16 protein-coding genes are annotated in these 13413 nt (G+C 55.3%); 5 read left to right on the forward strand and 11 right to left on the reverse strand.

Translation table 11 applies throughout. The annotated features are described in order from the left end of the window. Position 1: 1 nt before the first annotated feature. From AC4GMC_RS01160 to AC4GMC_RS01170, 3 genes are read right to left on the reverse strand one after another with little or no spacing between them, the layout of a single operon-like run. Positions 2–589, reverse strand: coding sequence for a MotE family protein (locus AC4GMC_RS01160; RefSeq protein WP_487876355.1), 588 nt, complete (start codon positions 587–589; stop codon positions 2–4). A gap of 11 nt (positions 590–600) precedes the next feature. Further along, entirely contained in the window at positions 601–1008 is a 408-nt protein-coding gene (locus AC4GMC_RS01165) for a DUF6468 domain-containing protein (protein ID WP_487876356.1), read from the reverse strand. Between the two features lie 9 nt (positions 1009–1017). Continuing rightward, complete coding sequence (locus AC4GMC_RS01170; protein WP_487876357.1) at positions 1018–1506, reverse strand: flagellar basal body-associated FliL family protein; 489 nt, start codon at positions 1504–1506, stop codon at positions 1018–1020. A gap of 126 nt (positions 1507–1632) precedes the next feature. On the opposite strand from AC4GMC_RS01170, the gene fliF reads away from it, so the two are divergent. Genes fliF through AC4GMC_RS01195 form a run of 5 tightly spaced genes read left to right on the forward strand, consistent with a single transcriptional unit; the run spans position 1633 to position 5497 of the window. Then, positions 1633–3369 (forward strand): flagellar basal-body MS-ring/collar protein FliF, encoded by a 1737-nt coding sequence (fliF, locus tag AC4GMC_RS01175; protein WP_487876358.1) that lies wholly within the window; start codon positions 1633–1635, stop codon positions 3367–3369. Between the two features lie 3 nt (positions 3370–3372). Then, entirely contained in the window at positions 3373–3996 is a 624-nt protein-coding gene (locus tag AC4GMC_RS01180; RefSeq protein WP_487876359.1) for a FliH/SctL family protein, read from the forward strand. Beyond that, the gene (locus tag AC4GMC_RS01185) at positions 3989–4258 is read left to right on the forward strand and encodes a FliM/FliN family flagellar motor switch protein (RefSeq protein WP_487876360.1); all 270 of its coding nucleotides are present in this window, start codon (positions 3989–3991) and stop codon (positions 4256–4258) included. Before AC4GMC_RS01180 ends, AC4GMC_RS01185 begins: the two co-directional genes overlap by 8 nt. Further along, positions 4255–4974, forward strand: coding sequence for a flagellar type III secretion system pore protein FliP (gene fliP / locus AC4GMC_RS01190; protein WP_487876361.1), 720 nt, complete (start codon positions 4255–4257; stop codon positions 4972–4974). Before AC4GMC_RS01185 ends, fliP begins: the two co-directional genes overlap by 4 nt. Positions 4975–4984: 10 nt before the next feature. Next, entirely contained in the window at positions 4985–5497 is a 513-nt protein-coding gene (locus AC4GMC_RS01195) for a magnesium and cobalt transport protein CorA (RefSeq protein WP_487876362.1), read from the forward strand. Here AC4GMC_RS01195 and ccoS read toward each other — a convergent pair. The 8 genes from ccoS to ccoN form a co-directional block, all read right to left on the reverse strand. Next, positions 5494–5652 (reverse strand): cbb3-type cytochrome oxidase assembly protein CcoS, encoded by a 159-nt coding sequence (gene ccoS, locus AC4GMC_RS01200; protein ID WP_487876363.1) that lies wholly within the window; start codon positions 5650–5652, stop codon positions 5494–5496. The genes AC4GMC_RS01195 and ccoS overlap by 4 nt on opposite strands. A gap of 16 nt (positions 5653–5668) precedes the next feature. Further along, positions 5669–7858 carry a heavy metal translocating P-type ATPase gene (locus AC4GMC_RS01205; RefSeq protein ID WP_487876364.1) on the reverse strand — a complete coding sequence of 730 codons (2190 nt, stop codon included), beginning with the start codon at positions 7856–7858 and terminating at the stop codon, positions 5669–5671. A gap of 9 nt (positions 7859–7867) precedes the next feature. Next, a complete protein-coding gene (locus AC4GMC_RS01210; protein ID WP_487876365.1) occupies positions 7868–8344 on the reverse strand; it encodes a FixH family protein in 477 nt (158 codons plus the stop codon). Continuing rightward, positions 8341–9762, reverse strand: coding sequence for a cytochrome c oxidase accessory protein CcoG (ccoG, locus tag AC4GMC_RS01215; RefSeq protein WP_487876366.1), 1422 nt, complete (start codon positions 9760–9762; stop codon positions 8341–8343). The genes AC4GMC_RS01210 and ccoG overlap by 4 nt, the downstream gene beginning before the upstream one ends. Before the next feature lie 237 nt (positions 9763–9999). Then, positions 10000–10878: a cytochrome-c oxidase, cbb3-type subunit III gene (gene ccoP, locus AC4GMC_RS01220; RefSeq protein WP_487877595.1), complete on the reverse strand. Its 879-nt coding sequence runs from the start codon at positions 10876–10878 to the stop codon at positions 10000–10002. Further along, positions 10875–11069, reverse strand: a complete 195-nt coding sequence (locus tag AC4GMC_RS01225; RefSeq protein ID WP_487877594.1) for a cbb3-type cytochrome oxidase subunit 3 — start codon at positions 11067–11069, stop codon at positions 10875–10877. Before AC4GMC_RS01225 ends, ccoP begins: the two co-directional genes overlap by 4 nt. A gap of 11 nt (positions 11070–11080) precedes the next feature. Next, a complete protein-coding gene (gene ccoO / locus AC4GMC_RS01230; protein WP_487877593.1) occupies positions 11081–11806 on the reverse strand; it encodes a cytochrome-c oxidase, cbb3-type subunit II in 726 nt (241 codons plus the stop codon). A 12-nt stretch (positions 11807–11818) separates the two neighbouring features. Continuing rightward, the coding region (gene ccoN, locus AC4GMC_RS01235) for a cytochrome-c oxidase, cbb3-type subunit I (protein ID WP_488083981.1) at positions 11819–13413 on the reverse strand (1595 nt) is incomplete at its 5' end.

Here is a 13413-nt window from a genome sequence, read left to right on the forward strand (position 1 = left end):
GTTACTCCTTTAGCGCGTTTGCATTTCGCCCGGCGACAATCACGCTTACGGCATAGGCCGTTGCAGGCTGCAAACCTGAGACAATTGCGGCGGCTGATTCTGGTGCCATTCGAACAAGGAAACCTGCGGCAAACTCTGGATCCATTGCCTCAAAAAGCTCTGCCGCGACTTTGGGCTTCATTGCCTGATAGACTGCCGTTAACTGGCTAAGATCGTCTTCTGATGCGGTGGACGACGCCGCAAGTCCGGCTTCGAGACGCATTTCCGCCTCTTCCAGGATGGCGAGTTGTTCCATGATCGCCTGACGCGACAGTTCGACATCCACTCGTTTTTGTTCAATGGCGACTTCTGCAGCAAGCAACCGAGCCTCACGCGCAGTGAGGTCTTCCATCATTGTTGAAAACGCTGGGTCGGGAATACACATGTCGCTGCCGAATGTGTCTGTGACCTCTACATCCGTTTCAGCCGTCGCCCACGCCGCGCTCAAACCAGCAAAGCGAACACCTGCAGAGGCGAGAAATAACAACAAGATGAGCAGTGTAATCTGCCTCTGGATCGGCTTCGGCGCCTTTGTACTCGGTTTGTTCATAAGCATTCCCCTTAGGAATTCCGCGCGCGCGCTGTCACAAAGGAAAACACATCAGGCTCGACAGCAGCCGGAGGCGCTGCGACAGATACGCCTGGGTGCGCTGCGGCACGCGGTTGCGCAATAGGCGCCTCGGGCATGTCGGTCAGACTCGCCAATAAAACTTCTAAATTGCCAGCGGCATCTTCGGCCTCCTGCACAAGGTCCTTAAGCTGAGAGGATGCTTCTCCCGCAGTAGCCTCCGTTTCCTTGAGCACCCTTTGCATGTCATCCACCTGAGTAGACAGCACCGCGATTGCCCCCCCGAGGCCAGATTCGAAGCTCGAAAGTTTTTTCAAACGCCGGGACAAAACGAAGCAATACGCGCACGCGCACAAGGCGCCGCTCAAAAGCAAAGCATCAGCAACAAGATCAATCAGCATTCGACAACCTCACGTTAAAACAAATTCTGTGATGAGGAGATCCCGAACATGATCTCCTCCCGTCACGATCTGGATACGGCGCAGCATCTGCGCGCGCAGGCGAATAAGAGCACGACGGCTTTCGAGGTCTTCGACAGAAACCGCGCGAAGATACGTGTTCAATACATCCATGATCCGCGGCTCCAAGTAAGAGACCGTTTCCTCATCACCTGATGAAACCTCAAGCTGTGCCTGAAATCGCAACAATCGATTCGCGGAACTATCTCCCAAGGCAATCACCATTGGGGGCAGAGGGACAAAGGTCAAATCAGCAAGTGGGCTAAGCGCATCATCCTCGGGGATAGCCTCTGTGACGTCGATAGGTGCGCTGTTTCCGCTCGTATACATAAAGAAGAACGCCCCGCCCCCGCCCGCAAGTGCGACAACAACCGCAAGAATAAGCGGCAGCTTGCTAGCCTTCTTTGGAAGGGCATCTTTGGTTTCGTCGCTCTCGGCCATTTGGGCGTCCATCTTTTTTTGTCACGACCGACTATAACCACCGTTTGGCTAACCGATTATTAAGGCGAATGCGCAATCTTACCCTCAAGACCCGGGCAGAACGTCCGCGTACATAAGGAGAAGATCGTGGAGAACCTGCTATCCTTCTGGAACACGCTTCCGCTGCAACGTCGCATTATTGTCGGTGCCGCAACTGTGGGGGTTTTCGTGATGGTCCTCATGATGGCGCGCATCGCAAATACGCCCAGCATGTCGCTTCTTTATGCTGGACTGGATGCTAACTCAGCAGGTGAGGTGGTTGCATCGCTCGAAGCACAAGGCGCCAAACATGAAGTACGCGGCACGAGCATCTTTGTTGAAAGCAACCGGCGCGACAGTTTGCGGATGACATTGGCCGCCGAAGGGCTGCCCCAAACTGGGGCAAACGGCTACGAAATTCTTGAACAAATGACTGGGTTTGGAACGACATCCCAGATGTTTGACGCGGCCTACTGGCGCGCAAAAGAGGGCGAACTTGCACGTACATTAGCTGGCAGTGCAGGCATCAAGAGTGCGCGTGTGCACATTGCCAATGCCAACAACACTCCATTCCAACGCAAATCCACGACAACAGCGTCAGTCACCTTGATGACGAGCGGGGGCGCAATTGCGCAACCACAAGCGCGAGCGATCCAATTCTTAGTCGCCTCGGCGGTCACGAGCCTAATGCCCGAAGATGTGACTGTGATTGATGGGCAAACCGGCCGTATCGTGTCTGCTGATGCAGATCAGGCGTCTGGACTTGATCAAGAAAGCCGTGCGGTCGCTCTGCAAAAGCGTGTTGAACGCCTTATGTCAGCACGCGTCGGCCCAAACAGCTATGTCGTTGAAGTCAGTGTCGAAACCGACCGCGCCGCAGAGACTTTGGTGCAGCGCACACTCGACCCCAATAGCCGCATCGTGATCAGCACTGATAGCGAAGAAACCACCCGCGAAAGCTCCAATTCTGGAGCGGGCGGCGCCGTTACCGTTGCGAGCAATCTGCCAGAGGGTGATGCGGGCGGTGCGGGCAGTTCCTCAAACGCTCAGAATGCATCAACAAGAGAGCGTATTAACTACGACGTTTCCGCCACCGAACGCGAAATCAAACGAGGTCCTGGTGCGATCAAACGCATCTCGGTCGCGGTACTTGTCGATGGAACGACCACAACGAATGCAGATGGCGGAACCGGCTGGCAACCACGCTCTGCAGAAGAGCTCGATGCTCTAAAACAGCTCGTTGAGTCAGCAGTCGGGTTTGATTCTGCACGCGGTGATACAATTTCGTTGCAAACGCTTCAGTTTAATCAAGCCTACCAACAGGTACCGGAGGCGGAATTCATCAATGCCTCAGGGATTATGGATCGATTGGACATTCAAAACCTCATTCAAGTCACACTTCTTGGGCTTGTTGCGCTGCTGCTTGGTCTTTTTGTGGTGCGTCCGGCCTTCAAATCCGGAGCAACAACCGCCCCTGCAGCATTGCCGATCGCAGAAGGTGCCGCAACGCCCCCCACAGGATCCGCCCGCGCGCTACCCTCGATGGCACAGCCGGCTGCGCCAGCGCCATCATTGCCTGATTTACCGGATTTGCCAGCACTTAGCGGCACCATTGAGGAGGACAATGCACCGTTTGCGATGCCTCAAATGGGTACAGTCTCAGATTTCGATATGACGAAATTGTCAGGTCAAGGCAGCGATCTCCCCGATCTACCAGCCTTCAACATGGCAACTGGCGATAACAACGAAGACGAAGATCCCGTCGATCGGCTGCGTAAACTGATTGAAGACCGACGCGAGGAAACTGTCGAAATCTTGCGTGGATGGATGGAAGAAAAGGCCTAAAGCATGACTTCTTTTTCCCGCCTTTCACTCGAAGAGTTCGGTGATACACCGCCAAGAGATGTCGAAACATTAACCGAAGCCGTGCCCGCGGTTGATACAACAGAAATATATGAAAAAGGGTATCAAGCGGGCTGGGACGATTGCCTAGAGGGCGCGAAGCGCGATCAAACACATATCGCGGAAGCCCTAGGCAAACGGCTTTCGGATGCTCACCTATCTGTGGATCACGCGCGCGCTGAGATCTTGGCCGAGCTCAAACCCCTTATGGCGGATATTGTGCAAAAACTCCTCCCCGCCCTCGCGCAGAACGGATTTAGACAACGCTTGCTAGATGAAGTTATGGCTCTCGCTCAAGACGTTGCGCAGGCAGAAGTGGAAATTCGTGTTTCACACGAAGAGCTAAATGCAATGACCTCACTGCTCGAAAATCACCCCGATATCCCACAATTCAAACTCACGGCAGACGACGCGTTGGGATTGACCCAGGCGCACCTGAAACTGGGCTCTACCGGTCGATCCATCGACATTTTGCATGTTGTAGACGGGATCGAAACCGCTTTTGACGCGGTTTTGTCGGACGACAGCGCCATCAATTTACCCGATGAAAAGGAAGTTTTTAATGGATAACGCTCATTCGACCAGTCCGTTTTCGCGCATACCTGTCGAAGTCTCGGTTTCTGTTGGCCGCGCCCGGCCCACGGTTTCGCAGTTATTAGCGTTTGAGCAAGACAGCATTATCGAGCTGGATCGCTCGATCAGCGATCCAGTGGAGTTGTACGTTGGGGATCGGTTAATCGCTCGGGGTGAGTTGCAAGAATTGGATGGGGATCAGACGGGTCAATTAGCCGTTCGATTAACCGAAGTTGCAAAGGCCGACGAAAGCCTATGAGGGCGTTTTTAGCCCTGACGCTTTTTTTAGTGATTGCCGTGCCTGCCAACGCGCAGGAAATCGCGATTTCGCTGGGAGAAGAGAACGCACTGACGGCGCGAACTCTTCAATTGATCGCGCTCATCACAGTATTAAGCCTAGCGCCCGGACTGGCGATCATGGTGACGTGTTTTCCGTTTATCGTGACAGTTCTGTCGATCCTACGGCAGGCCATCGGTTTGCAACAATCACCGCCCAACATGTTAATCGTCAGCTTGGCATTATTCCTCACCTATTTCGTTATGGAGCCGGTGTTTACCAGCGCTTGGCAAAATGGCTTGTCGCCGTTGGTCGAGGGCACGATGGATATAGGCACCGCGTTCGGCGAAACGATGGCACCGTTTCAAATCTTCATGGGCGCGCGCGTCGACCCCGAAACACTCGACGCAATGCTCGATATGCGCGCTCAGTCAGCAGAAATTTCCACCGAAGAAACTCCCTTGTCCGTTCTGGTGCCCGCCTTTCTGCTCAGTGAAATCTCACGCGCATTCCAAATCGGGTTTCTCGTTTTTCTACCTTTTCTCATCATCGATATGGTCGTGGCCGCCATCCTAATGTCCATGGGTATGATGATGGTCCCCCCCGCAGTTGTTGCCCTGCCATTCAAGCTCGCATTCTTTGTGGTCGCGGATGGCTGGACGTTGGTCACAAGCGCCCTGGTGCGCAGTTATTTTTAAGGAGGCTCCTATGCTACCCGACCCTCAGCCCGCCGATGAGGCGAACCAAAGCCCCGAAGCACGATTGCCCTCAGACGCATCAAACGCGGAACGTGCGCGCATTTTGCTAGCGCTTATCGACAAGCAAGGGGCGCATGACGATTTGGGCGATTTAACCCAGCAAGCGAAAGCGCTTCAGCAGCAGGATCGCGCGGCTCAGGACAGTTTGAATGCGATGCCCAGTCGTGAAACGCTCATGCAGAGTGCGCGGGATCTATTGGCACGACTAGAACCGAATAAGAAAAAAACACCCCCTACGCCCCCTGCAAAACCAATTAACGGTATGCTTGCGAAACCAGTGGTTCGCAGCACGATCGCAGCCTTAATCGAAGAAAGTGACCTGCCAAAAGAACATCCAGCTGTGATAGCGATCGTGCTTCAGAACCAAGATGCCAAGACAAAGGCGGCTGTGTTGCGGCAATTGCCTGGGTCATTGGCGCGGCGTGTTCAGCAATCGATTGAGAGAGTGAAAGAAACCGCCTAGGGCTTGGGGTAGTCATCATAGTCGGAACGCAAGATGCGCTGTGCGTCGCCTTCGGGATCGTCGTACTGCCGGGTCTTTAGTGTCCAGATGAAAGCCACTAAGCCGACTGCGCCCAGAAACAGAGAGATTGGGATCAACACTGCAAGAACGTCCATGTTGGGCCTCTTTTTCCTATGATTTCAACCGGATCGCGTTCAGCGTGACGGTGAGTGAGGATACAGACATTGCGAGTGCCGCGATCAGGGGCGTCGCCATCCCCGCAATGGCCAGAGGCACTGCGATGACGTTGTAGAGCGAGGCGAGGCTCAGATTTTCAACAATGCGGCTACGGGCTTGGTGTGCCAAGTCGAATACCCCATCAAGCCCGCGCAATCCTGTGTCGAGTAATACGAAATCAGAAGCCACGCGCGCCGCATTCAAGGCACTCGCGGGTGACATCGACACATGGGCATTCGCGAGCGCGAGCGTATCGTTCAATCCATCGCCAACCATCAAAACCCGTCTCCCCTCTGCCGCGAGAGACGAAACTGTATCGGCTTTTTGTGTTGGTGTCTGTTCAGCCTCAAACGGGATGCCGCCTAAGCATTGCGCAACTTTCTCGACCGAATGCGGACCATCACCCGAGAGTATCCTCACATCTAATCCACGCGCCCTAAGAGCAGCGACACTTTTAGCGGCATCGCGACGAAGCTGCTCATCAAATGATAGGCGAATGGGGTCTAATTCCCCTATTTGGAAACAAGCGCTTAAACCTGTGCCTTGCTCTAGCCCCATCCATGTTGCGCGGCCAAGTCGAACAGGCATATCCGCCCATATCCCTTCGGTCCCACAACCAGGATGCTCCGTCAGATCCGAAATCTCGGCTGGTACGATATTTTGCACCGATAGCGTTCTGCTCAACGCGACGCTAAGGGGGTGATCTGACCCCTTGGCCAATCCGTAAAGCACTGATTTCTGCACCTCACTCAAGTTGGCCAGATCGTCGCTTTGGGGCGTGCCCAGCGTCAGCGTCCCGGTTTTGTCGAATATGACAATGTCGACCTCAGCCAATCTCTCAAGTGCAGTTTCATGCTTAACCAACACGCCTTTGCGGAACAATCGCCCGCTTACGGCCGTGGTCACGGCAGGTACCGCAAGCCCCAGAGCACATGGGCATGTAATAATCAAAACCGCAGCTGCGATGTTCAAAGCAAGCCGTAAATCCTGAGTGTAGATGTACCAGCCCACTGCCGCGAGCGCGGACAAAATATGCACCCCCGGCGCGTATAACTGAACCGCGCGATCCGCGAGGGTAGAATATTTGCTTTTGCCGCCCTCAGCTATTGCAACCAGATCAGATATCCGCCGCAATTCCGTATCTGTGCCGACTGCTGTAGCCCGCATCTGAAGGGCGCCAGATAGGTTAATCTCGCCTGCAAAAAGAAATGTGCCCGACTGCGCGAGCATCGGAACAGTCTCACCCGTCATGAAGGAACGATCCACCTCACTTTGGCCTGTTATCACAACACCATCGACGGGAATATTCGCACCGGGCTTCGCGATGACCACATCCCCCACAGCGATTTGCGCCACTGGAACGGTGACCTCTGTACCGTTGACCCATTTAATCGCACGCTGGACCTCAAGCGCGGCAAGTTCTTGTGCAGCAGATCGCGCGGATGACCGTGTCCGATGCTCTAGATAGCGACCTGTCAGGAGAAAAAACGCAAGTGCGACAGCCGCATCAAAATAGGCATGTTGCCCCCCATGCGCCGTCTCATATAGCGACGTACCCGCCGCGAGCAAAATCGCCAGTGTGATCGGAACATCCATGTTGAGGCGTCCGCCACGCAGTGCTGCAAGCGCGGATGTGTAGAAGGGCATTCCGGCAAACGCCACCGCAGGCAATGCAATCGCCGCTGAAATCCAGTGCATCATATCGCGTGTCGCGGCGTCCGCACCGGACCAAACAGCCACGGACAAAAGCATGACGTTCATCATCGCGAAACCGGCAACCCCGAGCCTCATCAATAGCATCCGCCCATAATCATCACGGTCGGATTGCGCCAAGAGGCTGCTATCCAGTTCCTGCGCCTCATACCCCGCGCGGTCCAGCGCATCGATTACGGTCTGGATGTCGACTGTTGGGGCGGCTTCAATCGCAACACGCCGCATCGTCAAATTCACGCTTGATTTGGCGACACCCGGAACCTGTGCAAGCGCCCGTTCGACACCCGATATGCACGCTGCACAATGAATGCCGGGCAAGGCCACCGTCAAACGTGCGTTTTCAAGCGGCTCAGACTGAACCGCAATGCCATCAGGCACGCCCACACAAGCGGGACAAGCCATGGGCCGAGAATGCTCAAAGGTTGCTGTCATCGTGTGATGCTAACGGCGAACCGCCAGACCCAAGTCTTGACGGAAAGGGGTGCCATCCTGAGCCTCACCGCGCAGACGCAAAACCCACGCGCCGGGCTCCAGCACGGCAGGTGCAGAAAAGACACCGTCCGATTTGTGCAGATCCAGCGTCAGATCAGAACGCGCATGAGTGGCTCGGCCGACTGTCGCGCTCAGACTTTTGATGCCAACCGGAATAGCCGCGAGGCTATCAACGACAATCTTGATCTGACCTGCGTCGTAGCCGGCAGCGATTTGCAAAGCCAACGCTTCTTGAGCGGTGCGTTCACGGTCAAAGTTTTGGCTCGCGACATAGCTGTTTTTCACGACCAAACCGGGAAACGTCGAGATCGCGGAATAGGCCATTGTGATGTTGACACCAATGATTACGGAAAACCCGGTTGCCATGATCGCAAAGACTTTGCGGCCTGTTAGCTCTTTTTTTGTCACTTGGTCGTTGTCAGTCATTCTGTCGTCCTCCCAAAATAAACAGTGTCAGTGTGGGCTCGTGCGGAATTGACGAAATCATCAATCCAAAACCGGAATTCGGTACGATCACCCGTGGCCGGACCACTACCACGCGGCGCGGTCACGTAGACGCGCTGCAAAAAGGTCTCGTTTGCGGGCACCATCGCAACCTGACCCTCCGTCCCTTCTAGCTGCAGGGTCAGAGCGTCATCTCCCTTGAGGGAGATGTAGAAAGGCTTGTCCGTCCCACTCATGTTCCGCAGGCGGATGTCGTAGGTGTTGCGGATTGAGCCGTCGGACAACACCACATTGACCGGGTTGCGCACAGGCGCGACCGTCATGTCGATGGGCGATCGGATGAACAACAAAAAGACCAGCGCAAAACCAATTCCGGCCCAAAGAGCCGTGTAAATCATCGTCCGAGGGCGCAGAATATGCTTCATGATCGGCTTTGGCGCATGACCTTCCCGCTCAAGCGTTTCATCGGTCAAAGCCATGTAATCGATCAAGCCACGGGGCTTGCCGACCTTGGCCATGATGTCATCACACGCATCGATACACAGCGCACAGGTAATACAGGCCATCTGCTGGCCGTCACGAATGTCGATCCCAGTGGGGCACACATTCACGCAGGCCATGCAATCAATACAGTCACCCGTTGCATTCTCGTGTTTTTTGCCACGCGGTTCGCCCCGCCAATCCCGGTAGGCCACCGTAAGCGTATCTTCATCCATCATTGCGGCCTGAATACGGGGCCACGGACACATATAGATGCACACCTGTTCCCGCATGAAGCCGCCAAAGACGAACGTGGTTAGCGTCAGGATCGCGATGGTCGTGTAGGCAACGGCATGTGCCTCGAACGCAAACAGATCGAACAGCAGCGTGGGCGCATCTGTAAAATAGAACACCCAAGCCCCGCCGGTCGCGACCGAAATCAGCAACCACACGACCCACTTTGTGATCCGCAGCCGGATTTTCTTGGCATCCCACTTCGCCTTCCACAGGCGTAGACGTGCATTTCGATCCCCTTCGATCCAGCGCTCCACGAGGATAAAGAGGTCGGTCCAAACCGTTTGCGGGCAGGAGTACCCACACCAAACGCGGCCCAGCGCGGATGTGAAAAGAAACAGCCCCAAGCCGGCCATAATCAAAAGGCCCGCGACGAAATAAAACTCGTGCGGCCAGATTTCGATCCAAAAGAAAAAGAAACGGCGATGCGCTAGGTCAAGCAAGACGGCTTGGTCGGGCAGGTTTGGCCCACGGTCCCAGCGGAGCCACGGCATCACGTAGTAAATCCCCAGTGTCACCGCCAGAATCCACCATTTCAGGTTCCGATAGTAGCCTGAAACACGTTTCGGGAATATCGGCTCACGTGCCGCATAAAGGGATTTTGGGGTCTCGGGGGACGCAGTCATACAACCGACTCGTTTCATTGGGGTTCTGTTCGCTTCACTATTCCTAGGGTTGTGACGCCGAGCGAACATTGACCTGTGTCAAGTTTTGCCCCTTTCGCTCAATGAGAGACCACAAATGAAAACCGCCCCCCGAAATGCGGAGGGCGGCCTAATTGGGTCCACCTTTGGAAACGCGCGAACAGGATCAAGGTGCGACCCCTTTCAGATCCGCCCGCGAGGGACGGATCCGAACCTAAATCACTCCCCCCCACCAAGCTGGTGCACATAGGCCGCGACGGCGCGAATTTCGCCCTCAGACAACCTTGTGTTCCAGTTCGGCATCACACCGTAGCGAGAGTTCATGACCGTCTCGGTGATCGCCTCCTCAGAGCCGCCGAAAAGCCAGATCGCATCCGTCAGGTTGGGTGCACCTTGGAACCGGTCACCGGTGCCGTCTTCGGCGTGACAACTTGAGCAATTGTCCAAAAAGACCGCCTCACCAGCCGAGGCCAATGCTGTGTCGTGCGGCGCATCAGACAGCGAACGAACGTAGGACACGACTTGCGTGATTTCCTCTTCTGCGAGGATTTCGCCAAACGCAGGCATTTCGGAAAACCGGCTGTCTACGACGTCTTCCAGACGAATTCCGTAGGCCACGGTTTGGGCAATGTCGTCGACAGTCCCGCCCCAAAGCCAGTCATCATCCAGCAAGTTGGGATACCCAACAGCACCCGCAGCGCCCGATCCGTGGCACTGTGCACACCAGGTTTTAAAGATCGCCGCGCCCCCGTTCACCGCAAAGCCGTGCAGATCGGTGTTTTCCTTCAGCGAGGCCAATTCCACCTGTTCGATTTGATCCCAGAGGGGGGCGTTCTGCGTTTCCACAGCATCGATGTCTTGCTGCACCTCAGCCCGAGTGGAATAGCCCAACAAGCCGGGTGTCGCCTCCTTGAGCATTGGCCAAGCGGGATACGCAATCGTGTAGCCGATCGCCCAGACGATACAGGCGTAAAACGTCCAGAGCCACCAACGCGGCATCGGGTTGTCGAACTCCTTGATCCCGTCCCAGCTGTGACCGGTTGTATTTGGGTCACCCGCTTGAAGTTCTTGTTCTTTATCTTCGGTTTGATGGCTCATTTCGGTGCCTCCTCCCCGCTATCAGGTGCGGGTCTATCCTCATGACGGAAGGGAATATTGGCGATGTCAGCATGCACCTTGTTGCTTCCGGGACGGAACGCAAAAAGGATGATCCCAATGAACATCGCGAACATGACCAGCAGGGCCCAACTGTCCGCAAAGGCGCGGGTGATGGTGTAAATGTCTTCCATAATCTGCCCCCTTACCGGCTTGCATCGGGCGTGAAGGTCGAGAAATCGACCAACGTGCCGAGCATTTGAAGATAGGCCACAAGAGCGTCCATTTCGGACACGCCATCTGCACCATCAAAATTACGCACCTGCGCCTTGGGGTATCGGGCAAGGAAGTCATCCGTGTCCCCCCAAGGGTCGATTTGGGTGCCTACATCGGCGGCCGCGAACTCGATCATCTCTTCGGTATAGGGCACGCCAACCATGCGGTGCGTCGCCATCAGGTCGCGCACCATTTCCGGTTGTACCTTACGGTCTAGCAGATAGCCGTATTTGGGCATGACCGACTCTGGCACCACCGACTGCGGGCTGATCAGGTGATCAATGTGCCAGTCGTCAGAATAGCGCCCACCGACCCGAGCCAAGTCAGGCCCGGTCCGCTTGGACCCCCACTGAAACGGATGATCATACTGCGATTCAGCCGCCAGCGAATAGTGGCCATAACGCTCTACCTCATCTCGCATCGGGCGGATCATCTGAGAGTGACAAACATAGCAGCCCTCCCGGATATAAATCTCGCGCCCAGCGAGTTCGAGTGGGGAGTAGGGGCGCATGCCCTCTACATCCTCAATCGTGTTTTCGAGATAGAACAGCGGAGCGATCTGCACGATGCCACCGATAGTCACGACCAAGAAGGACAGAACCATCAAAAGCGTGACATTCGTTTCGATCTTTTTGTGTTTGCTGAGGATAGACATGAGATCTCCTCCTTATTCAGCAGGGACTGCGACGCGGGCCGGGGCTTTCGCCTCGCCTTTGGCGACAGTCATCCACAGGTTGTAGACCATGATCAGCGATCCCGCGAGGAACAGGACCCCGCCCAAACCGCGCACCACGTACATCGGGAACTTGGCGGCAACGGTGTCGGCAAAGCTATTCACGAGGAAGCCATTTGCATCCACTTCGCGCCACATCAGGCCCTCCATGATCCCCGTTACCCACATGGACGACGCGTACAGAACGATGCCAATCGTCGCGAGCCAGTAGTGCCATGACACAAGGCTGAGCGAGTAAAGGCGTTGCTTATTCCACAGCTTTGGGAACAGGAAGTAGAGCATCCCGAAGGTGATCATACCGTTCCAGCCCAACGCACCAGAATGCACGTGGCCGATGGTCCAGTCGGTGTAGTGCGACAGTGAATTCACCGCACGGATCGACATCATCGGTCCTTCAAACGTCGACATCCCGTAGAACGCGACCGAGGTGACCATCATCCGCAACACCGGGTCGGTGCGCAGCTTGTCCCATGCGCCAGACAGCGTCATCAAACCGTTGATCATCCCGCCCCACGACGGCATCCACAGCACGATCGAGAACACCATACCCAGCGTCGAGGCCCAGTCAGGTAACGCGGTGTAGTGAAGATGGTGGGGGCCTGCCCAAATGTACAAAAAGATCAGGGCCCAGAAGTGAATGATCGACAGTTTATACGAGAAAACGGGGCGATCCGCCTGCTTTGGTATGAAATAATACATCATCCCCAAAAAGCCTGCCGTCAGGAAAAAGCCCACAGCGTTGTGCCCGTACCACCACTGTGTCATCGCATCTTGGACGCCGGACATAACCTGCACAGAGCGCGAGCCCCAGATCGACACTGGCAACGACAAGTTGTTAACCAAGTGTAGCATCGCCACGGTAATAATGAATGCCAAGTAGAACCAGTTAGCCACGTATATATGCGGCTCTTTGCGGCGCACGAGCGTGCCAACAAAAACAGCCAAAAAGCAGACCCAAACGATGGTCAGCCAGATATCAACGTACCACTCGGGCTCTGCGTATTCCTTGCTTTGGGTCGACCCAAGTAAATACCCGGTCGCCGCCAGAACGATAAAAAACTGGTACCCCCAAAAGACAAACCAGCTCAGGTTTCCGCCCCAAAGCCGCGCTGCCGATGTCCGTTGCACCACATAAAAAGCGGATGCGATCAACGCGTTCCCCCCAAACGCAAAGATTACCGCGCTGGTATGCAGCGGGCGCAGACGTCCAAAGTTCAGGTATCCTTGTGCCCATTCAAAATTGAGCACCGGAAAAGCCAATTGAAAGGCAATGAAAGTGCCCACCAAAAAGCCCACAACACCCCAAAATGCAGTGGCGATGACAGATGCCCGAACGGGCCCGTCCATGTATTCATTTGCTGGTTGCGCCTTTGGTTCATCCACACGGCGCAGCTGCCACAAAAACAGCCCCCCCGCAGTTACCATCGTTAAGATAGCGTGAACCATATAGGCAGCATCGCGTGCGTAGTTAGCCGCAATCGCCGCAAAAAGCGTGATCACAGCCAGCACTGCAAGCTTGAGATAATCGG

Source organism: Thalassobacter sp. (genome assembly GCF_982993085.1).